Genomic DNA, 26,277 nt, shown 5'->3' on the forward strand with positions numbered 1-26,277 from the left:
CAGACAAAATTGTGCTGTAATTATAATTTTACACTCAGTCCGGCAAGGGAAATGGAATGGTTCAAACTTTTTTATTCCTTTTGAGATATATTTTTTTCAGATACAAAAAAAATATTTTTAACCGGATTCACTAAAGCTTTTGCCCAGTGCAAAAGGAATACTCTTTTCAAAATCAGGATAAAGCCCGTAAAAGAGCTTGGTTTTTGTATATAGAGGTTTGCCCCTTTATTGAAAGTATCTTCAATATCATTGGGGTGATTGGAAGTGGAGAGCATAACTGTGGGAATCTCTTTTAGTTCCTGATCGCTCTTTATTTCTGCCAGTGCCTCCTTACCCCCTTTAACAGGCATATTTATATCGATGAAAACAATATCAGGTTTTGGTTCAGCCGGATCTTTCAAAGTATTGACCAGTTCCTGACCGTTCTCTACCGTAATTACTTCAGAAGGAATTTTTGTGGCACTCAGAGCTTCCTTAAACAATTCCTGATCATCTTTATCATCCTCGGCCAATATGATTTTTACTGGCTCTTTTTTTTCTAAGCCTTTAGCATTTCCGACGGGATTTTCAGAATTGATCATTTTAACCATTTTTTATAATTTTCCAAAAGTACTATATTAATGCGTACTAAAAAATGCTTTCAATCAACAATTTAAAAGCATTAATAATTTAGCATCCGGCGATATTGTTAATACCCTTGATTGGCTTATGAAAATTTCACAATTTTGTTTCAAAATTTCTTAGAAGCCACAAATTCAACCTTATGCATGGCGACTTCATTTCCCTATTGCGTTATTGTATAAGTAATGCTATGAAGGATTTTCTAAAACCTGTTAAAGCAGGGGTGCTATTACTGACAGAGCCTAAAGATATGATAATGGCTTTATGTTATAATTTAAGTCATTACATCCATTATTTTTTATTTGCTTTTTTTTCTTTTGAAGCTTTAGCTTTAGCCTTACTACCTAATTTGGTAGTATCCTTTTTTGTTTGTGAAGATATATCATATACTGAACCATCTTTTGCACTTGGTCCGGGACCAGTTCCGTTATTAGCCGTAGTGGTTTGTCTGTTTGCGGGCTTTTCTGGAGAGGAAATACTTCCTGCGCCAGTAACGCCTTTAGGTTCAGTATCGCTTGTACTGGTAGCATTTGTGTCAGTTCCTGTTTTTGGTCTAGCTGCTGATGCAGTATCAGTGGATGCTTTTGTTGTATCAATCTCATCGCTATATCCATCTTTATTATTTTTGCAGGAAAGTAACCCTATTGTTAATATGATCAGAATCATTTTTAATTGAGATAGTGTTTTCATAATAATAAGTTTTTCTGTTGCTAATAGTCAAATTTAAAATTAACATTACACCGGTTTTTACATAATTTACTTTGTATTTTATAAATCTTTAACTTAAATTTTAAAATTAAGGATTACACTCGCAATTTAAATTGTAATGAAAGAAGTCTATAACTTTTCACGATATTAATTTTTAGAAGAAACAAGGAGTTTTAATTTTAGCATTTGTTTTTAAAGGACTCATAACAAGGAAATATCTTGTGAAAGTAAGCACCAGTAAGGAAACTTCGCCCCAGCAGTTGGTACCAATGTTTAGTAATGAAATCATGTAAATCTTTGCGATAATTCTGTAAAAAAATAATGTATCAGTTTCTGAAATTTGTTAGAAAACAAATTGAAATGAAAAACCTATTACGCAATAACGGATTATGTATTTGCTTCTTACTCTTGTTTTTAGCATCTTGGGCTGGCCAGACAATCTTTGGTTTTAAAGAGCATAATAAGGAACTGATTGAAAATGGAAGCACAGCTATTAATCTTTCTGCATATCTCATTTCAGGTCATTTTATTCAATCGACTTTTGAAAACTGGGAAAGCGAGTTTCTTCAAATGGCATTATTTGTTGTCCTGACTATTTTTTTAATGCAAAAAGGTTCTTCAGAATCTAAAGATCTTGATCAGGAGGAAGAAGTTGACAGAGAACCCTCGCCTTCGCGAAAAGATGCACCATGGCCTGTAAAAAAAGGCGGATGGATCCTAAAAATTTACAAACATTCACTCACAATTGTTTTGTTCTTATTGTTTATACTTTCCTTTTTTGCCCATTTTTATGGAAGCTTAAAAGATGAAAATGAACAATTAGCATTAAAAGGAATGCCACTGGAATCTGCCTTTGATTATATTGGGGATTCGAGGTTTTGGTTTGAATCTTTTCAAAACTGGCAAAGCGAATTTCTATCTGTTTTTGCCATTATAATGCTTTCCATTTACCTCAGACAAATTGGCTCTTCACAGTCTAAACCTGTTGATGCTCCACATATGGAAACAGGAGAATAGTTAAAGTTATTTAAAGCAGAAATAAAATCTTATTATCAATAAAACTTATCATTATGCATACAGTCACACCATGGAGCGCAACGGCTCAGGCAGATATTGAAAATAGTGAACTGCTATTAGAAAGAAAAATTCCTGATTATACCTATCAATTTTACAACACGGGCGATTCTTTATGGATAGTTGCCATTATGCCCGAAAACGGAAAAATAGCTTTTCGTGCCGCATTTGCCATGAACAGCTGTTTTGAAGTTGCCAATCTTTTTGATGATCAAGACACGATTGTTATTGTCCTGAATTCCAGATTAGGAAGTTATGAAGTTCGTGTAAATTTCCCGGACTCTGTTTTGCATTATACTACGACATTTACAGCAAATACGCCTTTGATGATTCCGTTTTCGCCACGGGATATAATTCCCCTTACACAAAACGGAAGTGTAGAAAACACCAGTGGAAAAATTCATATGGAGCAATTTGGGTCACGATCCGGATTGTTATTTGCAAGCATTACAAAACCACAAACAGGATCGTTTTTTTATTTCCAAAATTTAACTTCCCTGTCGGAATACTGCGAATCAACCAAGACAGAATCAAAAAATACAGTTGGCGGAACCTGGCCCGAAATTGGGTTTCAGCTACCAACAACCAACGAGTTACCAATTCCTGCCGGCAAAGGTTTTATTATATCAGATGCTTATGTAATATTAGATACTGAAATATTTGAAGAAACAATATCTATTTGTGAACACTTCTTAAATAATCTTGTCAAAATATATAAAGTGCTCGAGCAGCCAAGAATTGAGTATCACAACTGGCCGGAAATTGCTCAAAAAGTAGTGGCAGATTTAACAAATAATAAAGGATCGTGGACACAAAAAGACGGGATTCCCTATTTAAGCGCCTATTTATGCGACTATGAAACACCGCCTGAAAGCATGGTTCAGCTTGCCGTATTAGCTCCATTTAAGGAATATGAAAAATGGAGTGGTGAAAAACAATCCGTTTGTGAGGATTTGATCAAAGGACTGCCCGCTTTTTATGATCCGAAAATAAATTGCATCAATCGCTGGCTTCCTTCAATGGTAGACAAACTGGATGAATCTGAGGAACAAAAGAAAGAAATGGTGATGGATTCCTGGTACCTGCATCACCCGTTAATGAATCTGGCAAGGCTGGCATTACACGGCGAGAAAACAGCCGAAAAACTCTTATTGGATTCAATTGATTATGTTATAAAAGTGGCGCATCATTTTAAATATGAATGGCCCGTATTTTATAATATGCAAACTCTGGAAATAATCAAGGAAGAAACGGCTCCGGGTGCCGGAGGAGAAAGAGATGTTCCAGGCTCCTATGCGCACTTAATGCTTCTGGTTTTTAAATTAACCAAAGAAAAACGTTACTTAAACGAAGCAGAAAAAGCAGCAAAAAAGTTAGCAGATCTGGGGCTTAATATTTTATATCAGGCCAACAATACCGCCTTTGCGGCCGGTGCATTATTAGAATTATACAAAATAACCAATAAAAAGTTATACCTGAATTTAAGTTATACCTGCCTTACCGGATTATTTAAAAACATACAGCTGTATGACTGCAAATACGGATATGGTAAAAACTACACCAATTTCTTTTCCATCTTTCCTCTCAATGACGCGCCCTATACTGCTGCTTATGAAGAGTTAGAAGTATATGCTGCTTTATCAGAATATATGAGTCAGACAAATGGTGTTGCCATTTTACCAGCTTTAAAAACACTGCTTCCGGAATTCATTAAATATGCAGTTGGCAGAATTGCCTATTATTATCCTACAATGCTGCCTAAGGAAATGCTCTCGGAAGAAGTTAAAACAGGAGAAATCCAAGCTAATTTGTGGATTCCATTAGAGGATTTATACAACGGCTGGGAAAAAAGCGGTCAGGTAGGGCAGGAAGTATATGGCGCCGGAATGGCTTTTGGCGTTGTGCCAAGGCAATATATTAAAATAGACGACAATTTTCTGGTCTTTATTGATTATCCAATTATCGGGCAAACCAAAAGAGGAAATTCGATCACCATAAAATTAGATGGCGATACCGATATGAATTGTAATTTGAAAATTATAAAACTTAAAAACAACAAAATTCAAATGACAATTTCGCAGGATAAAGAAACCCTTAAACCCTTCACAGACAACGCCAATATACATGAATATAAAGTTTCAGGTCAGGGTTCTGTAAAAATTCAATGGTAATTTTTTTTAGAATTCGGCATAAGGAATTATAGTATGGATGAAAAAGTATTTTGTGCCTGACGGTTTTGTTTTTGAATTCTGGCAGCTTTTCATTATTCTGTTTTGCTACGGTTCATCAGGAAATTTTTTTGAATATCATAAAATCACCCTATAAAAATCAAATAATGGAACAATTAACAAATTACTTTGGACAAAACATTAAGGACAGACGAATTGTCGTAACTGGCGGAACAACTGGCATTGGAAAAGCAATTGCAGATGTTTTAGTGTCTCTTGGCGGACGTGTTCTAATTTTCGGAAGGGATCATGAAGATTTCAAAAACGCTGTTGCGGATCTAAAAAAGCAATTTCCGGACCGCGAGGTTTATGGCACTCCCGCCGATGTGACCAAAAAAGAAGACATCAATAAAATCTTTGAGATAGTAGATACTGAATTGGGGGGAATTGATATTCTTATCAACAACGCAGCATTAGCAGCTCCCGGAATCACACAGGAAACCTATGAAGATTATAAGTATATTATTGATACCAACATTACGGGTTATCTTGCTTTTGCTCAGGAAGCTGTCAAAAGAATGAAAGAACAAAAATCCGGACATATTATTAATATTGGATCAATGAGCGCTGAAAGCCGCAATCCCGAAAGTACTATCTATGTCGCAACTAAAACCGCGATAAAAGGCTTTAGTACCTCGCTGCGTAAAGAATTAAATCCGCTTGGCATTAAGGTTTCTCTAATTGAGCCTGGAGCGGTAACAAGCGATATGCAAACTGACCCTAAAGAAGTGCAGCGCGAAAAGGTAGACAAATTAGAAATGCTTGAAGCGTATGATATTGCCATGAGCACATTATTTTGTTTGTCACAGCCAAAGAGATGCGACATCGTTTCGATGCAAATTCGCCCACATCTTCAAATTATATAAAAATGGAGCGATTGATTCTCAGGATGGTAATTCTACAATCTGGAGGTAATAATATTATAAATTCAGATTAATTGTAAGAACTAAATTTGATTCTGTCGATTCTCAACATCACAAACACCCCATAATGTGAATAATAAACAAATCAAAAAATTAAATCTAACAAAAAGAAAAAAACTATATGAAAAATTTTCAAGACGAAAAACAGCGTGATTTGTCGACCAACAAATCTGATGGAACAAATAAGTTTCTGACTACTGATCAAGGCGTTCGCATTAACGACGATAATAATTCGCTAAAAGCCGGCGAAAGAGGACCTTCCCTACTCGAAGATTTTATCTTAAGAGAAAAAATCACACATTTTGACCACGAACGTATTCCGGAAAGAATTGTACATGCACGTGGTTCAGGAGCGCACGGTTTTTTTGAAGTCACAAACCCGATTCCCGAATTAACAAAAGCTGGATTTTTGCAGGAAGCAGGATTAAAAACTCCTGTATTTGCACGTTTTTCTACAGTTGCGGGTTCGAGAGGTTCTACAGATTTGGCCAGAGATGTACGAGGATTTGCTGTGAAATTTTACACACAGGAAGGAATTTATGATTTGGTTGGTAACAACATTCCTGTATTTTTTATTCAGGACGCATCAAAATTTCCTGATTTAATTCATGCCGTAAAACCGGAACCTCATAACGAAATGCCTCAGGCTGCATCTGCGCACGATACTTTTTGGGATTTTATTTCGCTAATGCCAGAATCGATGCACATGATTATGTGGGCGATGTCTGACCGCGCTATTCCAAGAAGTTACAGAATGATGGAAGGTTTTGGCGTTCATACTTTTAGATTGATTAATGAAGCCGAAGAATCTACTTTTGTAAAATTTCACTGGAAACCTAAATTAGGAACTCATGCCGTAGCCTGGGACGAAGCCCAGAAAATTTCAGGAAAAAATCCCGATTTTCATCGTGAAGATTTATGGGAAGCCATCGAAATGGGAAATTTCCCTGAATGGGAATTAGGCGTGCAAATCATTCCTGCAGAAGATGAACAAAAATATGAATTTGATTTACTGGACCCAACTAAAATTGTTCCTGAGGAATTAGTGCCCGTAACAATTGTGGGAAGAATGGTATTGGATAAAAATCCGGATAACTTTTTTGCAGAAACAGAGCAAATTGCTTTTCATCCGGGACATGTGGTGCCGGGAATAGATTTTTCGAATGATCCGCTTTTACAAGGAAGATTGTTCTCTTATACAGATACACAATTATCAAGATTAGGAAGTCCGAATTTTCATGAAATTCCAATTAACCGAAGTGTTGCGCCGGTTCACAACAATCAACGTGACGGACATATGCGTCAGGAAATTAATAAAGGACGTGTAAGTTATCACCCCAATTCTTTAGGAGGCGGATGTCCTTATCAGGCTAAGATTGCCGAAGGCGGATTTGCAAGTTTCAACGAACGTGTCGATGCACACAAAGTGAGGGAAAGAAGCGAAAGTTTTGCAGATCATTTTGGTCAGGCAAGATTATTTTTTAACAGCCAGACCGATGTAGAAAAAAGCCATATTGTAAAAGCATTGCGCTTTGAGCTTGGAAAAGTAGAAACGACAGCGGTGAGAGTTAGAATGCTGGGGCTTTTATCTCAGATAGATACACAGCTGGCAGAAAAAGTAGCGATGGGACTTGGCGCTACAGTACCACCAATATTAGAAACTCCAATTAATCATGGTGTATCTCCGGAAAACGAAAACGGAAATCAGGAACCTCAAATAGTAGATTCTTCTGTTGATAACTCTGATGCACTTTCTATGCTAAAAAACCCAACCAATTCGCCTACAATTGCTTCTCGAAAAGTAGCTATTATTGTTTCTGACGGCGTTTCTGAAGCCGCTGTTCAAAACATAAAAAAGGCGCTTTTAAAAGAAGATGCAAAAGGTTTAATTGTTGCACCACATTTAGGTTCTGTTCTAACTGATCAGGACGGCGCGCTTGCAGCAGATTTTAGTTTCTTAACCGCGTCATCTGTTTTATTTGATGCCGTTTATATTCCGCATGGTTTGGGATTGGGCGTTTTAGCTGAAAGTGACGATGTAATGGAATTTTTAAACGACGCTTATAAACATTGCAAAGTTATTGGTGCCGATGGCGAGGCAACAGGATTGTTGAACGATACACCTTTTGCTTCAAAAATAACGAATGACGATTCCGGAATTATTTTATCGGGCCAGGCAGGTACAGAATCGTTTGCATTAGAGTTTATAGAAGCTATGGCACAGCACCGTTTTTGGGAACGCGAACCAAACTTATACAATTAACATTCAAAATATAAAAATATGAAAAATCAGGAAAAACCAACAGAAAGCAAAGTTGCTGCAAAAGTCAGCAAACCAAATACTAGTGGTAATATTGTACAGCCTGCATCAGATGCAGCCGAAGATTTGAGAGCTTTATTTATTGATAGCCTTAAAGATATTTACTGGGCAGAAAATGCACTTGTTGGCGCTTTGCCCAAAATGTCTGCAAATGCAACAGCTTCCGGTCTTTCGAGCGCTATTATAGAACATCTTTTAATTACACAAAATCAGGTAGCAAGACTTGAAAAAGTTTTTGATTTACTTGGAGAAAAAGCAGAAGGAAAAAAATGCGAAGCTATGGCCGGATTATTAAAAGAAGGCGACAGTATTTTGCTTGAAACAACTCCTGGCGCTGTTAGAGATGCGGGTATTATTTCGGCATCGCAAAAAATCGAGCATTATGAAATTGCAACTTATGGCACCTTAGTCGCTTTTGCAAAAGCATTGGGCGAGAATGATGCTGCAAAATTATTAACGCAAACACTTGCCGAGGAAAAAGAAGCTGACTGCATTCTTAATGATGTTGCTTTAAACACAGTTAATGTCGTAGCGGCAGAATAAATAACAGTAATCTTACTTATTTTCATTTTACCTGAAAACATCTGTACTTCGTGCAGATGTTTTTGCATTCAAATTAAAATTTACATTAAAAATCACAATATGGAAGAATTTTTGCATGACATCGCTCAGCACATTGAAGGATATTATCAAAGTATTGTTGACATTACGCCAAAATTATTACTCGCGATTTTAGTAGTTTTAATTTCCTGGTTTATAGCTTCACGTGTTCATGGTTTTGCAGATCGAAGATTAAAAAGCAGAATGCACGATCCGTTATTGGCCACCTTTATTGCCAATCTTATTAAAGCAGTGCTTATTGTAATTGGGTTTCTTTTCATGTTTCGTGTTATTGGTCTTACCAGTGTTGCGCAAAGTATACTTGCCGGTGCTGGAATCTCGGCCTTTATTATTGGTTTTGCCTTAAAAGATATTGGCGAAAACTTTTTGGCTGGTATTTTACTGGCTTTCAAAAGACCATTTTCTGTTGGGGATATTATCGAAAGCAACGGTGTAAAAGGCAAAGTAGTAGCATTAAATCTTCGTGATACACAAATAAAAAGCGACAGTAAAAACATTTATATTCCAAATGCATTATTAATAAAAAATACGCTGGTTAACTTCAATAGCGGCGGTTATCTTCTTCAGGATTTTACCATTGGTATTGAATATGGATCTGATTATAAAAAAGCCCTCGAATTGATTGCAAGCGTTATGAAAGATGATACTGAAATTGTAGACAAAGGCTATTCTAATTCGGCAGTAGTATCAGGAATCGCGGGCGCTGTAATACAAATTATGGTTCGTTATTGGGTAAAAACAGACTTAAAAGTGACCGATGGTAAACACCGCTCTGAAATTGTAATTAAAGTTGCCGGGATATTAAACGCAAATGGGTTTGTTTTAAAATAAATGTTATTATGAAATTACTAAGAAAATTGATTGCGGCGAGCTTGTTTTGCATTTCTTATAGCACTTCGGCACAACAAATACAGACAGACAGGCCAAACGAAACCGAAAGTCCAAACGCTATTTCCAGGCATCATTTGCAAGTAGAATCCGGCTTTACGTTTGAACAGGACGATCACAAAAAAATCTTTGAAGTTCCGGAAATCGTTTTGCGTTACGGACTCGTAAAGAATCTTGAATTTCGTGTTGAAAGTGCTTTAAAAACAGAACATGAACAAAATAATGACCATTACGGAATTAAACCCATTGTTGTGGGTTTAAAATACCACATTGCAGATCATAAAGGTGCAATTCCTGATATTGCATTATTAGCTCGCACAAGTATACCATGGTTAGCTGATAATGCGTATCAGGAACCCAAATACAGTCCTGAATTACGGGTTTTAGTGCAGCATGAACTTTCCAAATCTTCTCATTTGGGCTATAATGCAGGGGTTCATTGGCTGCCTGAAAGGTCTAACCCGGAATATATTTATACCATTTCAGGAGATCATTCTTTAACCAAAAAAATTAAACTTGTTGTTGAAGCTTATGGTTTTGCTGAACCTGATCACCATGCTAAAAATACGGCTGATGCAGCCTTATTATTTCTTGTAAATAAAAATCTGCAAGTAGACTTTATAGCCGGAACGGGCGTGATGCATGCTTATTCAGATAAATTTGCAAAAATTGGATTATCATTTCGAATTTAAGTAAATCATTATGAAAAATCACAGAATTTATATTGGTACTTCGGGCTGGGCTTATAAGCACTGGATGGGAACATTTTATCCTGAAGGAACAAAAGCCAAAGACCGATTTGCTTATTATCTTGAAAAATTCAATACCGTCGAAATCAATAATACATTTTATGGTATGCCTTCAGAAGAAACTTTTTTGAATTGGAAAAATAACACACAGGATAATTTTGTCTACGTCATTAAAGCCAATAAATTTATTACCCACAACAAAAAACTGCACGATCCTGAGGTAACGCTCCCTCCTTTTATGGATCTTGTACAATTATTAGGCAAAAAACTGGGCCCTGTTTTATTTCAGCTTCCGCCATTCATGAAATCAAACATAGAACTTTTAGAAAATTTTTTAAAGGCTTTACCGAAGAAGTATCGATTTGTATTTGAGTTCAGAAATGCGGACTGGTATAAAGAAGAAGTTTTTACTTTACTGGAAAAATACAATTGTGCTTTTTGCATTTATGAATTAGCGGGACATATGTCTCCGCTTAAAATCACGGCAGATTTTGTATACCTTCGATTACATGGTCCGGGCAATAAATATCAGGGCAGTTATCCTTATGAAACTTTACAGCAATGGGCTGACCAGTGCTTAAAATGGGCAGCAACTAAAGATGTCTTTGTTTACTTTGACAACGACGAAAAAGGCTACGCGGCTTTTAATGCCTTAAAACTTCAGGAATTAACTTCTGGATAATTAATTCTCACATTAAAAACAAAAAAAAAGTTTACTAACATTAGTACACTTTTTTACATTTTTCAAACACTTTTTATCGTTTAGGAGCAGTTGTATTTGAATCTGTTCCCACAGAAGTAGTTTTCTTTGTGTTGCTTCTGCACCACCAGAACCGGTAGCGCCTTTTCTCGTTACGCTGGTAGTTTTCGTTTGTTCCGGTACTCGAAGATTTGGTGTCAAAACTGGTGCCTACTATTCTAGTGCTGTTTTTGTCAATTCAGTCGTGTTGCCTTAATTATCTGTCGGAACAGTTTCATTCTTTTTTAGGAAAATGAAAGCCCTGCAATGACCAGAAGCAATGTGGCTTTCGATTAAGTAAAGTTTTGACAAGAATGTTTTTATTAGTTTTTACATTTTAAAAAAAACAAATACAATACTTATTTGCTTATATAATTATTTACAAAATTTATAGACTAAACACCTGTAAATTATATAAGCAATCCATGTTTTTTTGTAAGAAAATGACCGCTGTCAAAAATACATTTGCTATAATATCAATCACTTAAACTCTATAACCCATTACAAACAAATTACTTTAATCACTATATACCATGATAAACAATTTAACGAATACCCAAAAAAAAACTATTACAAAAACAGATTTACTTAACAGCGGCGCGCTACAATATTATGACATGATTGTGTTTTGCCACCTTAGATGGCAATTTGTATACCAGCGTCCACAGCATATCATAAGCAGACTGGCATCTAACATGAAAGTTTTATTTATTGAGGAGCCAATTCATAATCATCAGGATGATACTACATCTGGAAATCTAATGGTTATAACGGAGAAACTGCATGTTTTACAACCGTATACAAAAGATATTGAATCTATAATAGATGTTCTTCCTGCTTATATTAAAAACAAAACAATTCCGGTTGGCTGGTTTTATTCGGCTTCATTTTCTCCTTTATTGGAACAAATTAATTTTGAAACTATTGTTTATGATTGTATGGATGAACTTTCACTTTTTAAAGATGCTCCGGTTCATCTTATCAATCAGGAAAAATACCTTATGGCGCATGCGGATATTGTTTTCACCGGCGGAAAATCATTGTATGAATCTAAAAAACAGCTGCATTCAAATGTATACTGTTTTCCTAGTTCTGTAGACGAAGCCCATTTTGCACAAGCCTTAAACGGAATTTCTGCCGCAGCCGATATTGCCAGTTTACCAAAACCAATTGTGGGTTATTATGGCGTAATTGATGAACGTATTGATTTGGATTTACTTCACCAATGTGCCAAAAAACTGCCTGACGTTTCTTTTGTTATGATTGGTCCTTTGGCTAAAATTGAAGATGCTGATCTTCCCAAAGAAAACAATATTCATTATTTAGGAATGAAATCTTATAATGAACTTCCTAATTATTTAAAAGCTTTTGACATCGCTATGATGCCATTTGCCCTGAATGATGCTACAAAATACATAAGCCCTACCAAAACCCTGGAATACATGGCGGCGGGAAAACCAATTATTTCTACCAAAATTACAGATGTAGTTCGCGATTATAGCGACAGTGTAACCTTAATCGAAAATGATGGTGAATTTTGTGATGCGATAGAAACTTTGCTTTCAAAGAATCGTCTGGAGATGGAAATGGAATACAACAAAATTCTGGAAAAAACGTCGTGGAATTCAACGGCAGATAAAATGGAATCAATCATTAAAAAATTTGCAAAATGAAACAAATAGACATTTTAATTATAGGTGCCGGAATCTCCGGTGCTGTAATTGCAGAACGGTATGCCTCGATTGGAAAAAAAGTTTTAATTATCGAGAAACGCAATCATATTGCAGGAAACTGCTATGATTACAGGGATGAAAATGGCATATTGGTTTCTAAATATGGTGCGCATTTATTTCATACCAATGACGAAGAGGTTTGGAAATATGTAAACCAATTCTCTGACTGGTATGAGTGGGAACATAAAGTAATCGCCAGAGTAGATGGCAAAACAGTGCCTATTCCGGTAAATATTACTACTGTAAATAAGTTGTTTGGCATTGCCATTTCTAACGAAGAAGAAATGAAAACCTGGCTCGAAGAACACCGCTCGCCAATTGCCAAACCTGCAAATGGTGAAGATGCTGTTTTGAGCCGCGTTGGACCATTTTTGTATGAAAAAATGTTTAAACATTATACGAAAAAACAATGGGATAAATATCCTTCAGAACTCGATGCTTCGGTTTTAGACCGAATTCCGGTTAGGACTAATTTTGATGACCGATATTTTTCAGATACTTATCAGGCATTACCCAAAGGCGGTTATACACAATTATTTGAAAAAATGCTGGATCATCCAAACATCGAAGTTTTACTGGAAACAGATTATTTTGATGTAAAAGATCAGTATGAAAATTACGAAAAACTGTTTTATACAGGACCAGTAGATCGCTTTTTTGAATTCAAACACAGTCTTCTTGAAAAATTGGAATATCGTTCTATCAACTTTGTAAGTGAAACCATCGACGCCGAATTTTTTCAGGAAAACTCCGTGGTAAATTACCCGGGAACTGAAGTTGATTTTACCAGAATTATCGAATACAAACACTTTGGAAACCAAAAATCAGATAAGACTACTGTTGTAAAAGAATTTACTGTAGATGAGGGAGAACCTTACTATCCGGTTCCCAACCCCCGCAATCAGGAAATTTATGCGCGCTATAAAGAAGAAGCCGACAAACTTGTGGATGTTCACTTTGTGGGAAGACTGGCCAATTACAAATATTTTAATATGGACCAGGCTTTTAAAAATGCACTGGATCTTTTTAATACATTAGAAAATAAACTTAGTTATAAAACAGCTGTTTAGATGGAACCTTTCACTACTTTTTTTATGGGGGGTTATGAATGTGCAGATCACATTAACCGCTCTGGCGAAAGAATTAATCTTTTGAAAGAAACACAGCATGATATTCGTTTTTCTGATGATTATCAGGCTTTGGCTTCCATTGGTATTAAAACGGTGCGCGAAGGGATTTGTTGGAGTGTAGTGGAGAAATCTCCTGAAGTTTTTGACTTTTCTGAAGTTCATAATCGAATGCTTGCCGCAGAAAAATTTGGGATTCAGCAAATTTGGGATTTGATTCATTTTGGATATCCAGACGGAATTTACCCTACTCATCCTCATTTTTGCAGTCGTTTTGAAAAATTATGTGAAGCTTTTACTTTGTTTTATAAACAGCATTCAAAACAGCCTTTATTTGTTGTCCCCATAAACGAAATCAGTTTTTTGTCCTGGCATTCAGGAGATGTGAGAGGGACAGTTCCTTTTGCGGTAAATAGTGGCTGGGATATTAAATACCATTTGTGCAAAGCCGCAATTTTAGGTATAAAAAAAATAAAAAATACAGATCCTGAAAGCCACATTATTTTGGTCGAACCGTTGGTAAAAATACACTCCTCTGATCCGGAAACTTTAAATGAAGTCTTTGATCTGAATGAAAATCAATATCAGGCCATGGATATTATTGCTGGCAGAATGTGTCCGGAACTTGGCGGATCTGAAGAGTTTCTCGAAATTTTGGGTTTTAATTATTACTGGAACTGCCAGTGGGAAATAAATGGGCAGCCAGTAGACTGGCCGGATTCAGGCCAAAAAAGAATTCCTTTTTCAGAATTACTGCAACAGGCATACAAACGTTATGAGAAACCATTGTTTGTTTCAGAAACAGGACATTTTGGATCAGGTCGTGTTGAATGGCTAAATGAAATTTCATCTGAATGTTTATTGGCCCAAAAAAATGGTGTCGATTTAAAAGGGATCTGCATTTATCCCGTAACAGACCGGCCAGATTGGGATGATCTTACCAAATATTGTGAATGCGGCATCTGGGACCTGGACGAAAACAGCAACCGGATTCCACACCAGCCATATATAGATGCTTTGCTGAAAGCACAGCTCAATTTTAAGAAAAAGAACTTTTTCAATCAATTTGTTGATTTTTTTAAATAATGTTTAATCAAAAAAAATATAAAATGGAATTAACGAAAACAATAACCGGAATTACATTTAGTGCATTTGATTTATTGCATGCCGGTCATGTAAAAATGCTTGAAGAAGCAAAATTACATTGTGACTATTTAATTGTAGGCCTTCAGACTGACCCCACAATTGACAGACCTGAGAAAAACAAACCCACACAATCTGTCGTAGAAAGATATATACAACTCAAAGCCTGCAAATTTGTAGATGAAATTATTCCGTATGCCACAGAGCAGGACCTTCAGGATATCCTTCAGTCATTTGCTATTGATGTTCGAATCCTGGGCGAAGAATACAAAGATAAAAATTTTACAGGACGCGAGTACTGCGAAAAAATGGGTATAAAACTCCTTTATAACAAGCGCAACCATCGTTTCTCAAGCAGCGGACTCCGAAAAGAAGTTTACGAACGTGAATGTTTAAAATTAGTATAATATGATACATCCCGATACAGAAGTACGCTTTATAAGCAAAGAAAAAGGATATGGCGTTGTGGCCACAAAACTAATTCCGAGAGGAACAATAACCTGGGTTCAGGACGATCTGGATCAGGTTTTTAGCAGAGAGAAAACAGCTAATCTAAAACCGTATATAAAAAAATACCTGGACACCTACTCTTTCACCAATAAAAATGGCGAAATGGTTTTGTGCTGGGATAATGGCAAATTTGTCAATCATAGCTTTAGGCCAAGCTGTTTTAGTACGCCGTACGATTTTGAAATTGCCATAAGAGATATTCAGCCGGGCGAAGAACTGACAGATGATTACGGTTATCTGAATGTCGAAAAACCCTTTTATGTTATTGATGAAGGCACCGAAAGAAAAACCGTTTATCCGGATGACATTCTTACTTTTCACGAAGAATGGGATGCCTTAATTAAAGAAAATGCTCCGGAAGTACTTAAAGTCGAGCAATCTTTAAGGACACTTATTCCTGAAAAGACGTGGAATGAATTTGTAAATGCTGTTTATCATGCCAATTCAATGAAATCGATATTGGAGTGTCATTATCAGCGTAATAATGTTGCTGTAAAAAGTGCGTCTTAGTTTGTACATTAATAATTTAACTAAAGTTTATTTTATGCCTTCAAATATTGTTATAAAATGCAGTAATACCATTGCTGCCAAAGGATGGAATATTGCTTTTGCAGAAAGCGCAAGCGCAGGAAGAATGGCTGCTGAATTTTCTATGACCGAAAAATCAGGAGCTATTTTGCGTGGCGGAATTGTTTGTTATGAAGTATTTGTAAAGGAGCAGATTTTAAATGTTCCTCACAGTATAATTGAAAAATGCACTCCGGAATCTGCAGATGTAACCAAAATACTGGCACAGCAAACCTTAAAAATATTCAATTCAAAAATAGCTGTTGGTATTACCGGGCTTACAACTCCCGGTGGCAGTGAAACTAAAGAAAAACCAGTAGGTACAATGTTTTTTCATATCATAACGCCAGATGATAAAATAAGTCACCGTGAAGTCTTTAAAGGCACACCAGAAGAAATTGTTTTGCAGGCAATTGATAAAACAGCAGAGCTCATAATAGAAAGTATTGCCAGACTTTAAATAAAAAAAACTGTATCAAATGGTGATTACAGGTTTTTCTTTCCTTATAAAAACAGAAAAATATAAGCTGCTCAATGGCAGCTTATATTTTTTTAATGCTTTACAGCATATTATTAATTATTTGATTTCAGGGTTCCTGATTCGTCCTGCTGTAAATCTGTTGGAGATTCAGGTTCATCATTTGTATTTAATGATGATTTCAAAGTCTCCTGATCATTTTCGTTCGGTTTTTCCTGTTCATCAGGGCTGAAATCTCCAGATCCGCTATATTGATTTCTTGCATTAAAACCCTGATCCGTATCTTTAAATTCCTCATTATCGGAATTTACTTTTTTTTGCTTTTCCATAATTTATTCATTTACGTTTCTATCTTCAGCATCATGACCTTCCAATTTTACAAGTTTGTTATAAATTCCAAGCAGTAAAAAAGGAGCAGCCCATTGCCCTACAAATAATGCATTGTGGCTTTTACCCAAACATTTTAGGGTAAGTGATGTTCCCATTGCAGCCAATGAGGCATACAAAAATAAATCTGACGGCAGTTTTGAAGTTTGTTCCTCAATAGCTTTTGCCGTAGCACCTTCTGTGTTTTGATTTTCTGATATCATAATAAATTTATTTAAAATTAATATTTGGAAAATTAAGCAGCTCAGGTAAGGTTATCTTACAGAATTTATTTCAAAACTTACAACATTATAAACATAAACCACATATAATCAACAAATTAGTAATATTTATTGTTTTTACTTTTCTTTTTTATTGTTTCATTCTCTCATCAGCTCCGTCATCTACACCACGTCCTTCAGGTATAGGCTGGTAAAGAGACCTTTAGTATCAGAGTATCTTACGCCATGCTTATATAATTTAAGTTGTAGTTAAAGTTCACATTTTCATTTATTAAACAATTATTTAGAGTTTCATTACAGATGTAAATTCAATAACAAATTGAAGTTTTTTTATAAAAAAAACATGATGTATTAAATTAATTTTAAGCTTTAATCCTCTAATAACTAAGCAAATGGAAAATTTAGAAAACGTAGACAACAAACAAAAACATCATTTTCACAGTCAGCATACCGACGCATCTGATAAAGACTCACGCGAAAATGCAAATACCGGTGACTGGGATGATGAACGTGATGATACCGGCACAGACCCTAACCGCTATAGCCCTGATAAATTTGAGCGAGGCAGTAACGATAACTCCGGCGGTGCAGGAAGCAGCGGAAGTGCGGCAACAAATAGTTAATCCTTAAAAAAAATTTACTTACTATAATTTATTAATCATGAGCGACGATTTAAACAAAAAAGGAATGCAGGACAGATCAAGAATTAATATGAATGAACCACATGAGGTCAGATACTGGACTGATAAATTTGGAGTTACCAAAGAGGAACTTCAAAAAGCAATTGAAAGAACAGGTACCAATTCTGTTTCAGAAATTGAAAAGGCACTGGATATACAATAACGTAAAAGATAAATATTATGCCGTGGTATAATGGGGATTACCCTCCATCTTATAAAAATCAGCCCGTAAAACTTCGGGACAAGGCTGTAGAAATTGCCAATGCACTACTAAAGGAAGGTACGGAAGAAGGTATTGCAATTGCAACCGGACTCAAGCGCGCACGTGAATTTTTTAAAAATGAGAAGAAATAAAACCACAATCTCAATAGCGCAGATAGGATATCCTGTTGATATAAAATGATAAAAGATGATGAAAACAAAAAATGAACCAAAGAGAACTATTTCGAAAAAAACAGATGTATTGTTAAAAAAGGGTGTATCGGCTAAAATTCCTTCTGGCATAAAGCCGATGCTTGCTACATTGGTCAATGCCCCATTTGATGATCCCGATTGGATCTATGAAGTAAAATGGGATGGCTATCGGGCTGTTTCTTATATAGACAAGGGTTCTGTTTCTATTTCATCGCGCAATAATAAATCTTTTTCAGAAAAATATTATCCTATTACAGCTGTCATGGAAAAGTGGCCCATTAGTGCGGTTCTTGACGGTGAAATTGTTGTTATTGGCAAAGATGGCAAAGCCAATTTCAGTGCCCTTCAAAACTGGAGAAGTGAAGCCGATGGCAATCTGATTTATTATGTTTTTGACCTTCTTTGGTATAATGGCATCGATATTATGTCGCTCACTCTTGTTGAAAGACAATCCATTCTAAAAGAAATACTTCCTGTGGGCGATGATCGTATTCGTCTGAGCCTGGCTTTTACCGGCAATGGACTTGACTTTTTTGCCGCTGCAAAAAAAATGGGCCTTGAAGGAATAATGGCTAAAAGAGCCACTTCTGCTTATAGCCCTGACAGCCGAAATAAAGAATGGCTAAAAGTCAAGGCAAATTTGCGTCAGGAAGTAGTAATTGGCGGTTTTACAAAAAATGACGGCTCGTCTAAACAATTCAGTTCTTTATTACTCGGTGTTTTTGAGAACGGCAAATTTCAGTATGTTGGCAAAGTTGGCACTGGGTTTAGTGATAAACTTCAAAAGGAAATGATGCTTCAATTTGCTCCACTAATTACAGAAAAAATTCCTTTTGCTAATGAACCTGATATTAATAAACCTTCACGATTCCGTCCTAATCCGCCAAATGCAGTAGCAACATGGCTAAAACCTGAACTGGTTTGTGAAGTTAGTTTTGCAGAAGTGACCAGCGATGGTGTTTTTCGACATCCTTCGTTTGAGGGAATGCGCTCAGACAAAAAAGCTATTGAAGTAGTGCGTGAAACTGCGGTCACAACCACAGAAATTATATCAGATCTTGAGAAAAATACAGGAGATAAACCCAACCTGGTTACTGCCCCTAAAAATACAGACCGAAAAACCCTGCTGAATCCTACCGAAGAATCTCAGGTAAAAAAGATAAAAGGACACAGCTTAAAGTTCAATAATTTAAGCAAACTATACTGGCCGGAAGACGGTTATACCAAACGTGATATGTTCAACTATTACTATCAGGTTGCTGAATATATTTTACCTTATCTTAAAGATCGTCCCTTATCTCTTAATCGTTTTCCGGGCGGCATACACGGACCTGGTTTTTATCAGAAAGATGTAAAGGGAAAAGCTCCTGATTGGGCAAAAACATTTCCTTATACAACAAGTGATGGCGAGGATAAGGAATTTCTTGTGGGCGGAGACGAAGCTACACTTTTGTATATGGCTTCACTGGGCTGCATAGAAATGAATCCGTGGTTCAGCCGGATTCAGCATCCCGATAATCCTGATTATTGTGTGATTGATCTTGACCCTGATAAAAATACCTTTGATCAGGTTATAGAAGCCGCAAAGGAAGTAAAAAAAGTACTCGATGCTATTGAGATCCCTGGTTTTGTTAAAACATCAGGATCTACAGGAATTCATATTTATATACCTCTTGGTGCAAAATACTCGTATGACCAGTCGCAGATGTTCGCAAAACTTATTGTATCAATTATTCATGAACAGCTGCCTGAATATACTTCTATGGAACGCCAGATCAAAAACAGGAAAGGAAAAATGTATCTGGATTTTCTTCAAAATCGTCCCGGCGCAACAATTGCAAGTCCTTATTCACTTCGGCCAAAGCCAGGCGCAACGGTATCTATGCCACTACATTGGGATGAAGTCAAAAAAGGGCTCACTATGAAAGATTTTACTATCCGGAATTCAATTGAGCGTATTAAAAGTGAAGGTGATCTTTTTAAAGGTACCCTGCAAAAAGGCATTGATATAGCCGCAGCACTTACAAAGGCGCAAAGCATCTTTTTTAAATAAAAAACACAAATTGTTGTGAGATTTTTGAAATCAAATACTCATTCAAAAAAATATTTCTACTATAATAATTTCAAAAAATGGAGGACATTATAAAACAATTTGAAATAGGTTTAAGGGCTCACCTCGAAAGTACATATGCTATTTTTAATGACCAGGATGAACTCAAAAAAATAGATGACATAGAAAAAACCGTCAATGATTTTGTTGATAGCTATTTACTTGAAACGAACTTAATAGCAGGAGATGTGGCGGTATCTGCGCAACGGGTTGTTGATGATTTTATACAATCAAAAATACTATAGAAAACAATTTTGTACCATCGGCAATTGTTATGTACACTATAATTTTTACAACAAATACAACGCATAAAGACGACATGGGAATTATATAACAATTTTGGAAAACTATATAAAAACAAGGTTTTTGTCACATTTATTTTTGTTTCAATCCTATTAATTATAAACTATTTCTTATGTATAAATCTAAACCAACTGTAGTTTTATTTCTTCTCTTCTCCTCTTTTATAAGTATTAATTGTGGAAATTGTGATGATGAAAATTACACAAGAGAAAAGAAAGAAAATCTACATGTAAAAAAGACCGATACCCTGACTTTTAAAAAACAGCCTTAGTTCATCAGCTACAACTACTGTTTTTATGTATCAATTATTTATTAAGCTTTAAAGTATTTGAAATAATTTATTTTTACTTAAAAACAAGATTCAAAATAATTATATCCATTTAGATTTAATGAGTTTTTCTCCTATAATAATGAGAGGCTAAAAATTTATTTTCATCAATCGCTGCATCAAAATTTATAGTATTATAAGCAGCCTCAGATAATACGATATCCGTTTGTTTTTCCTCAATAAGTATTTTACTGAGTAAATCAACAATAGCATCTTTACGCAATACTTTGCCAAATTCAATAAGTGTTGTAATAGCCGCGATGGAATAGTGTTCAATTTTTTGAACATTGGCAACAATAGCCGCATCTCGTACAGGGCCCTGTTCAGTGTATTCCAAGGTGCTTTTACTTTTGTTTATAAGGGCTTGAATGACAACACATTTTTTACCCTTACCTTTTACATCATTAAGTTCTAAAGCCTTTTGAAGTCTTATAATCTGATTTCTTGTAACCGCAGCATGATCATTCATAATAAAAATTAAATTTGGTGAAGATATATTGTGGATCAATTTTGGAATTGTTTTACTAAATAATCTCTTAGACCAAATCATTTCTCTTAATTGGTTCATAAATAATTTATGCAAACTATAATCCGTCGATAATGGGCTTGTGGCTTTCAATCTTTTGGTGGTGACTTTCATAAGTTTTCTGATTTTGTTACTTTTCAAACTTAAAACAAATAACATATTGATTCTTACATATTTAAGCATAAATATTATATTTTAATAATCTTTATTTCTTATCGTAATATGGAAATTATATAAGGAAAATGAAAAATTATGTAAAATCACTTGCTGCACTCATTATATTTTTGAAAAACACTAAATAGAAAGAAAAAAACTACAATACTATTTAAAATTTTAAATTTTAATCGATTAAATACTTATTTCATCGCTGAATAACATTTTTTAAACCTCTAGACCATTGTTGTTAATTTTAAAAAAAAAATAAGATTAAAAGTGAATCAATATTACCACGGACCATAAACAAATTTTTCAACCTTGCTAAAATGAAATCTTATGAAGTATAAAAATATTTTACAAATTGATGATGATTATGATGATTGTGAATTTTTTGAGCAAGCCTTAAAAGCTGTCTCACATGCACATTATACCGCAGTAACTAATCCGCTGGACGCGTTAAGGCTATTAACCAATAAAGAGATAAAGCCAGATCTTATTTTTATGGACGTTAATATGCCTCTGATGTCTGGTCCTGAATTATTGACAGAAATAAAAAAAAGGGAAGCCACAAAGGATATTCCGGTGATTTTATTGTCGACCTCCGGTATAATTTCTAAAAATCATGGTAAAGTGTCCGGAGCTACAGATTATCTTATTAAACCAAATACTTTCAATGAACTTAAAAATTTGATAAGAAATACACTCGTTTAATCGTAGATGAGTCTATTTCTTCTTCAACTAAAAATTTCAAAAAAGAAAATTTGAACCCCAATTCATTAAAATACAAAATCATGAAATTAATCACGACAAAAACACATGCGTATCTTGACTATATTGTGGGAATCTTTCTGTTATTTGCGCCTTTTATTTTAAAACTGGATCCTAAAGGGCCTGAAGGTCTCCTCTTTTTTATACTGGGTGCCGGATTGCTTTTTTACAGCATAATAACCCATTATGAATTAGGTCTTTTTAAAATAATTCCAATGAAAATTCATTTATTTCTGGATATACTTTCCGGAATTTTTCTTGCTGCTTCTCCATGGATATTTGGTTTTTCAGATCGGGTTTATCTCCCTCATTTGATACTGGGCTTATTTGAAATCAGTGCCGGTTTACTAACAAGTTCAAAATCAAATACAACTCTTTAATAAATTGCCACACAGAAAAGGAAATAATCTGCGGCAAAAAATGCAATTGTCATAAAAACAAATTTAAAAAGAGTAATGTTTTAGCATAGATCTAAACATGTAGATATCGTAACAAATTAGATTTTTTATATAAAATTAATTTCTAAACAGAATTTAATTTAGCCCACAGAACCCCTAAAAACATTAGTCATGAAAAATTCAAACAATACCTCTCACGGCCAGCTTAAAAAATGCCCTTATCATGTTTCAGTATATGGTGAGAATGGTTGCGAACTAATATACACTACCAAGTATAAGGGTGATTGGGGAGACTGGGATGAAGCTCCAAACAAGAGCAATGAAAGAAACCCAAAAGAAACCAGTACTAAAAATTCTCCAGCTTAATATACTTTCCGGTTTACTGAATTTTTATTTTTTAGACGAAAGCTGGAATTTATGGAATTATATAAAATTGGGCTAAGTTTATAAAAACAGACATTTTCCTAATTTCTCGCATTTGAAAAACATAGTCAAAGAGTTGATATCTATTATTTTAAATACAAATGAGAAAGTTTATATTGTTTATTTATTGCATAACTATTCCTGCGCTTACCTATTCGCAAGTACAAAATTATACACCAAAGGTAAAATTTGCTATTGAAACTTATGCATTTCTTAAAGGCCAAAGCACTGCTCTTGAAATGGTAGCCTTACAATTTCCCAAACTAAAACCTGATGTGACGGCTGTAGCAAAAAAAACCGTTTTATTTGAACGGGCACAACGAAATATAGAAAATTTTTTGAAAGATGAACTAAGTGATTCAGATTTTAATGTGATCGAAAACCGGATTAATTTTCTTTTAAAAGAACAATTCAAAAACCCCATTGAAGAGGAAAAGTATGCACGGGATTTTCTGGAAAAAGTCAAAGAAAGATCTCATTTTCGTGGGGATACATTGTTAGCAAAAGGAATTATCTCCTTTGCCTACCAGGATGCTCCGCATCAGGAAATTACTGATGGCCATGTAGAGACTTACACAACAAAAGGAAATCCTAAGGCAGAGCAGGAAACCGTAAAGATTCCTGTGCCCAAAAGCTGGCTGGCGGAAGAAGCAGAAATGCCCGAAACGGTTCAGCAGTTTACAAGTCATTTTGGAAATGGCAACGAGAAAATGCTGCTGGTAATTTATGATCTTCCTGAGGAAAACTTTATTTTGAATGCAAAGTCAATTACAGAGATGATTCCGCCCCAAACTAAACTTATTCGGACAGAAATATTAAAAATCGATGAAAATCCAGCAATCATGGTTGAGGTTGAAGAAACTGTGAATCAGGACAAGACAAAAATAAGAATGCTGCAGTTTATGTTTACTCAAAAACAAAAACTGTATTGCCTGCAAGGAAGTATAGGACCTGTTGAGATAAAGAAAAATCTGGAACCTGAGATAAAAAAATACGAACCACTATTCCGTCTTATTGCTGAGGGAACACAAATAGATTAAACATCAAATTCTAATATTTTATCAATTTTCTTATAAATTTATCTTTAGGCAAAATTTTATCTCTATTTTCTAGAGAATCAAAAAATTAAATAGAACCCCGTTTAAAGCAATAAAAAAATCGGAATAAAATTAATTTTATTCCGATTTTTTATTCTAATAATTCTAGAATCTTAATTGTTGCGTAGTGCGTGCATTAATTCTTTTTTATTCATCCTGGATCTTCCTTTAATGTCTGCTTTTTTTGCTTCGGCATAGAGATCTTTTTTACTTCTTTCCTTATAATCAGAGCTTTCTCCGCCTCTTTTTTCAGCTCCCTGACTATTTGATATTCGCGCAGATTTTTGTTTGCTATAGCCTTTATCGCGCAATGCTTCATATTGGTCCTTATCTTTTATTTGGGGACCCGGACTTTTACCTGGCATACTATTTAAATTTTAAAGTTAAAAATTGATTTGTAATCTTACAGATCAGATGTGTCTTTTTGATCAAAATCTTCATCTGAAGCGCTTTGTTCAGCATAACTTTCATCTCTTTTATGTCGAATATCATACTCTTCTTCGGTATCAGAACCGCTATTTTCATGTTGGTTAATCGCCGGATCTTTATTCTCCATAGTTTCAGAATTTATCTGATCTTCTTTTCGGGTAGAATTACGATTTTCAAAACCGTAACTTTCATGGGTTCCTGTTGTCATGATTTTAAATTTTTATAATTAATTATTTTTTCAAAAGTGGTTTTTTGATTTCAATTGTCGATTTCTCGTTAGTTCTGGATGAAGTGGGTTTTGATTCCGTTTTTCTAGCTGATGCTCTTGCACTCTGCGAAACATTATTATTGTGATTTAATACATTCATAATATTTTATTTAATGATAATTATCAAATTTACCGCAATCAAAAGCAACAAACTTATACTATTTCACAGCAATAATTACATTATTATCAGCATGTTACATAAACAAAAAAACACTTTTCAGAATTAATCAATAAGAACTGGAAATTATGCGCTTTGATTATCATCTGTACTATCAAATAATTTTATAACCAGATTCTTTAAGCGCAGTATATGTTCACCAAAATCCTCAATTCGTTTATTGAGAGAAAAAATAGTTGAATCATCTTTACTTCTACTTTTTCGTGATGCCAGTAATTGTAACATATTTCGCTTTTCTTCCAACATTCTGATAGAAACCCAAATAGATTCTTCAATCTTTAAATCCTGAATATCCTGCAATAATTTTTCTGTATAGACATGTCCTGTATAACATCGATATCTATCTGCGGGATCATTTTTTACTTTCCATAATCCACCGCCACAATCCGGACATACAAAATCACTTTGCACAGCAATTTTTTTAAGTTGATTTATATCGCTCATCATTTTTTCGGTTATATCAGCTTCTAGTTTCAATTCGTTAGGAATAGCAATCTGTGGAGGAAGAGGTTGACGCAAAAGGTCTTGTATGATATTTGGAATTTGCTCCAGATCTGCTACGTGGTCTACTTCTATTTTACGCAAAACATTAAATGGCATGTCCGGATATTCAGCCTCAGATGGACTTTGTACCATGCAGCGTCCGCCACAAGTTTTTATGGCATACATTCCAGATGTTCCATCGGCGAGCATACCGGTAAGAATAACACCAATCACCTTGTTTCCAAAATGAACGGCTGCGGAACGAAAAAGAACATCAATGGAAGGACGATGTTTATTCTCTTCCGGACCTTGATTGAGACGCATAATTCCCTCGCTTATTAATAAATGATTTTCGGGAGGAGCCAGATAAATTTTGCCTGCTTCTATTTTCATTTTATCCATGGCAACAACACATTTTATTGGGGTACTTCTTTGAAATATCTCAACAATATTATAAGCGCTGGATTTTCTTGACACATGAAGTACGATCATTACAGCAGCATCAATTGCTTGCGGCAATCCTTCAATTACTTTTACAATTGCCCTGATACCTCCTGCAGACGCACCTATGACAATAAGATTTCTTACTTGATTCATAATTATTTTTTCAATTCAAAAAATTTACATTTGATAACTTTCTATTGTTTAATAAAATCCTAAATAAGATAGCCTCATTTAG

The 26,277-nt window shown here is 35.0% G+C and carries 32 protein-coding genes; 23 read left to right on the plus strand and 9 right to left on the minus strand.

Annotated features, from left to right (window positions below; genetic code table 11):
- Nucleotides 1–71: 71 nt before the first annotated feature.
- Both EV144_RS03935 and EV144_RS03940 read right to left on the minus strand, forming a co-directional pair.
- Nucleotides 72–581 (minus strand): response regulator, encoded by a 510-nt coding sequence (locus EV144_RS03935; RefSeq protein WP_166638460.1) that lies wholly within the window; start codon nucleotides 579–581, stop codon nucleotides 72–74.
- Nucleotides 582–912: 331 nt separating this feature from the next.
- Nucleotides 913–1,311: a hypothetical protein gene (locus tag EV144_RS03940; protein ID WP_134146381.1), complete on the minus strand. Its 399-nt coding sequence runs from the start codon at nucleotides 1,309–1,311 to the stop codon at nucleotides 913–915.
- 378 nt (nucleotides 1,312–1,689) lie between these two features.
- On the opposite strand from EV144_RS03940, the gene EV144_RS03945 reads away from it, so the two are divergent.
- The 14 genes from EV144_RS03945 to EV144_RS04010 all read left to right on the plus strand — a co-directional run bounded on the left by EV144_RS03945 (nucleotide 1,690) and on the right by EV144_RS04010 (nucleotide 16,411).
- Entirely contained in the window at nucleotides 1,690–2,346 is a 657-nt protein-coding gene (locus EV144_RS03945; protein WP_133525754.1) for a DUF6766 family protein, read from the plus strand.
- A 53-nt stretch (nucleotides 2,347–2,399) separates the two neighbouring features.
- Entirely contained in the window at nucleotides 2,400–4,574 is a 2,175-nt protein-coding gene (locus EV144_RS03950; protein ID WP_166670534.1) for a hypothetical protein, read from the plus strand.
- A gap of 164 nt (nucleotides 4,575–4,738) precedes the next feature.
- A complete protein-coding gene (locus EV144_RS03955) occupies nucleotides 4,739–5,497 on the plus strand; it encodes an SDR family oxidoreductase (protein ID WP_133525752.1) in 759 nt (252 codons plus the stop codon).
- Nucleotides 5,498–5,675: 178 nt separating this feature from the next.
- The gene (locus tag EV144_RS03960) at nucleotides 5,676–7,817 is read left to right on the plus strand and encodes a catalase (RefSeq protein ID WP_133525751.1); all 2,142 of its coding nucleotides are present in this window, start codon (nucleotides 5,676–5,678) and stop codon (nucleotides 7,815–7,817) included.
- 18 nt (nucleotides 7,818–7,835) lie between these two features.
- Nucleotides 7,836–8,417, plus strand: coding sequence for a ferritin-like domain-containing protein (locus EV144_RS03965; protein WP_133525750.1), 582 nt, complete (start codon nucleotides 7,836–7,838; stop codon nucleotides 8,415–8,417).
- Between the two features lie 99 nt (nucleotides 8,418–8,516).
- Nucleotides 8,517–9,326 (plus strand): mechanosensitive ion channel family protein, encoded by an 810-nt coding sequence (locus EV144_RS03970; RefSeq protein WP_134146385.1) that lies wholly within the window; start codon nucleotides 8,517–8,519, stop codon nucleotides 9,324–9,326.
- 8 nt (nucleotides 9,327–9,334) lie between these two features.
- Complete coding sequence (locus EV144_RS03975) at nucleotides 9,335–10,075, plus strand: transporter (protein WP_134146387.1); 741 nt, start codon at nucleotides 9,335–9,337, stop codon at nucleotides 10,073–10,075.
- A gap of 10 nt (nucleotides 10,076–10,085) precedes the next feature.
- Nucleotides 10,086–10,814, plus strand: coding sequence for a DUF72 domain-containing protein (locus tag EV144_RS03980; protein WP_133525747.1), 729 nt, complete (start codon nucleotides 10,086–10,088; stop codon nucleotides 10,812–10,814).
- A 590-nt stretch (nucleotides 10,815–11,404) separates the two neighbouring features.
- Nucleotides 11,405–12,544, plus strand: coding sequence for a glycosyltransferase (locus EV144_RS03985; RefSeq protein WP_133525746.1), 1,140 nt, complete (start codon nucleotides 11,405–11,407; stop codon nucleotides 12,542–12,544).
- Nucleotides 12,541–13,674 (plus strand): UDP-galactopyranose mutase, encoded by a 1,134-nt coding sequence (gene glf, locus EV144_RS03990; protein WP_133525745.1) that lies wholly within the window; start codon nucleotides 12,541–12,543, stop codon nucleotides 13,672–13,674. The genes EV144_RS03985 and glf overlap by 4 nt, the downstream gene beginning before the upstream one ends.
- Nucleotides 13,675–14,817, plus strand: coding sequence for a hypothetical protein (locus tag EV144_RS03995; RefSeq protein WP_133525744.1), 1,143 nt, complete (start codon nucleotides 13,675–13,677; stop codon nucleotides 14,815–14,817).
- A 23-nt stretch (nucleotides 14,818–14,840) separates the two neighbouring features.
- The gene (locus tag EV144_RS04000) at nucleotides 14,841–15,281 is read left to right on the plus strand and encodes an adenylyltransferase/cytidyltransferase family protein (RefSeq protein WP_133525743.1); all 441 of its coding nucleotides are present in this window, start codon (nucleotides 14,841–14,843) and stop codon (nucleotides 15,279–15,281) included.
- A gap of 1 nt (nucleotide 15,282) precedes the next feature.
- Nucleotides 15,283–15,894 (plus strand): SET domain-containing protein, encoded by a 612-nt coding sequence (locus EV144_RS04005; RefSeq protein WP_133525742.1) that lies wholly within the window; start codon nucleotides 15,283–15,285, stop codon nucleotides 15,892–15,894.
- 34 nt (nucleotides 15,895–15,928) lie between these two features.
- The gene (locus tag EV144_RS04010; protein WP_133525741.1) at nucleotides 15,929–16,411 is read left to right on the plus strand and encodes a CinA family protein; all 483 of its coding nucleotides are present in this window, start codon (nucleotides 15,929–15,931) and stop codon (nucleotides 16,409–16,411) included.
- Between the two features lie 113 nt (nucleotides 16,412–16,524).
- On the opposite strand, the gene EV144_RS04015 is transcribed toward EV144_RS04010, so the two are convergent.
- Nucleotides 16,525–16,758: a hypothetical protein gene (locus tag EV144_RS04015; RefSeq protein ID WP_133525740.1), complete on the minus strand. Its 234-nt coding sequence runs from the start codon at nucleotides 16,756–16,758 to the stop codon at nucleotides 16,525–16,527.
- Nucleotides 16,759–16,761: 3 nt separating this feature from the next.
- Entirely contained in the window at nucleotides 16,762–17,019 is a 258-nt protein-coding gene (locus tag EV144_RS04020) for a hypothetical protein (RefSeq protein WP_208110905.1), read from the minus strand.
- Between the two features lie 410 nt (nucleotides 17,020–17,429).
- Here EV144_RS04020 and EV144_RS04025 point away from each other — a divergent pair, with 410 nt between their 5' ends.
- The 5 genes from EV144_RS04025 (at nucleotide 17,430) to EV144_RS04040 (ending at nucleotide 20,486) form a co-directional block, all read left to right on the plus strand.
- Nucleotides 17,430–17,660: a hypothetical protein gene (locus tag EV144_RS04025; protein WP_134146389.1), complete on the plus strand. Its 231-nt coding sequence runs from the start codon at nucleotides 17,430–17,432 to the stop codon at nucleotides 17,658–17,660.
- Nucleotides 17,661–17,697: 37 nt separating this feature from the next.
- On the plus strand, nucleotides 17,698–17,880 hold the full coding sequence (locus tag EV144_RS04030) for a DUF3606 domain-containing protein (protein WP_133525737.1): 183 nt from the start codon (nucleotides 17,698–17,700) through the stop codon (nucleotides 17,878–17,880).
- 17 nt (nucleotides 17,881–17,897) lie between these two features.
- Nucleotides 17,898–18,071: a hypothetical protein gene (locus EV144_RS24070; RefSeq protein ID WP_166638458.1), complete on the plus strand. Its 174-nt coding sequence runs from the start codon at nucleotides 17,898–17,900 to the stop codon at nucleotides 18,069–18,071.
- Nucleotides 18,072–18,126: 55 nt separating this feature from the next.
- The gene (ligD, locus tag EV144_RS04035) at nucleotides 18,127–20,184 is read left to right on the plus strand and encodes a DNA ligase D (RefSeq protein ID WP_134146391.1); all 2,058 of its coding nucleotides are present in this window, start codon (nucleotides 18,127–18,129) and stop codon (nucleotides 20,182–20,184) included.
- 77 nt (nucleotides 20,185–20,261) lie between these two features.
- Nucleotides 20,262–20,486, plus strand: coding sequence for a hypothetical protein (locus tag EV144_RS04040; protein ID WP_133525735.1), 225 nt, complete (start codon nucleotides 20,262–20,264; stop codon nucleotides 20,484–20,486).
- A 444-nt stretch (nucleotides 20,487–20,930) separates the two neighbouring features.
- Here EV144_RS04040 and EV144_RS04045 read toward each other — a convergent pair whose 3' ends face one another.
- Nucleotides 20,931–21,512 carry a ferritin-like domain-containing protein gene (locus EV144_RS04045; protein WP_166670535.1) on the minus strand — a complete coding sequence of 194 codons (582 nt, stop codon included), beginning with the start codon at nucleotides 21,510–21,512 and terminating at the stop codon, nucleotides 20,931–20,933.
- Nucleotides 21,513–21,890: 378 nt separating this feature from the next.
- On the opposite strand from EV144_RS04045, the gene EV144_RS04050 reads away from it, so the two are divergent.
- The 4 genes from EV144_RS04050 (at nucleotide 21,891) to EV144_RS04065 (ending at nucleotide 24,183) form a co-directional block, all read left to right on the plus strand.
- On the plus strand, nucleotides 21,891–22,265 hold the full coding sequence (locus tag EV144_RS04050; protein ID WP_134146395.1) for a response regulator: 375 nt from the start codon (nucleotides 21,891–21,893) through the stop codon (nucleotides 22,263–22,265).
- A gap of 80 nt (nucleotides 22,266–22,345) precedes the next feature.
- Nucleotides 22,346–22,702 carry an SPW repeat protein gene (locus tag EV144_RS04055; protein ID WP_133525732.1) on the plus strand — a complete coding sequence of 119 codons (357 nt, stop codon included), beginning with the start codon at nucleotides 22,346–22,348 and terminating at the stop codon, nucleotides 22,700–22,702.
- Nucleotides 22,703–22,891: 189 nt separating this feature from the next.
- Entirely contained in the window at nucleotides 22,892–23,086 is a 195-nt protein-coding gene (locus EV144_RS04060) for a hypothetical protein (RefSeq protein ID WP_134146397.1), read from the plus strand.
- Between the two features lie 158 nt (nucleotides 23,087–23,244).
- Nucleotides 23,245–24,183 (plus strand): hypothetical protein, encoded by a 939-nt coding sequence (locus EV144_RS04065; RefSeq protein ID WP_133525730.1) that lies wholly within the window; start codon nucleotides 23,245–23,247, stop codon nucleotides 24,181–24,183.
- Between the two features lie 170 nt (nucleotides 24,184–24,353).
- Here the strand turns inward: EV144_RS04065 and EV144_RS04070 are convergent, their stop codons facing one another.
- The 4 genes from EV144_RS04070 to EV144_RS04080 all read right to left on the minus strand — a co-directional run bounded on the left by EV144_RS04070 (nucleotide 24,354) and on the right by EV144_RS04080 (nucleotide 26,195).
- Entirely contained in the window at nucleotides 24,354–24,605 is a 252-nt protein-coding gene (locus tag EV144_RS04070; RefSeq protein WP_133525729.1) for a Rho termination factor N-terminal domain-containing protein, read from the minus strand.
- Nucleotides 24,606–24,643: 38 nt separating this feature from the next.
- Complete coding sequence (locus tag EV144_RS04075) at nucleotides 24,644–24,877, minus strand: hypothetical protein (RefSeq protein ID WP_133525728.1); 234 nt, start codon at nucleotides 24,875–24,877, stop codon at nucleotides 24,644–24,646.
- A 22-nt stretch (nucleotides 24,878–24,899) separates the two neighbouring features.
- Nucleotides 24,900–25,037: a hypothetical protein gene (locus tag EV144_RS24075; RefSeq protein WP_166638456.1), complete on the minus strand. Its 138-nt coding sequence runs from the start codon at nucleotides 25,035–25,037 to the stop codon at nucleotides 24,900–24,902.
- A gap of 144 nt (nucleotides 25,038–25,181) precedes the next feature.
- On the minus strand, nucleotides 25,182–26,195 hold the full coding sequence (locus EV144_RS04080) for a chemotaxis protein CheB (protein WP_133525727.1): 1,014 nt from the start codon (nucleotides 26,193–26,195) through the stop codon (nucleotides 25,182–25,184).
- Nucleotides 26,196–26,277 lie beyond the last annotated feature (82 nt).

It is taken from the genome of Flavobacterium sp. 270 (assembly GCF_004368785.1).
Classification (GTDB): Bacteria; Bacteroidota; Bacteroidia; order Flavobacteriales; family Flavobacteriaceae; genus Flavobacterium.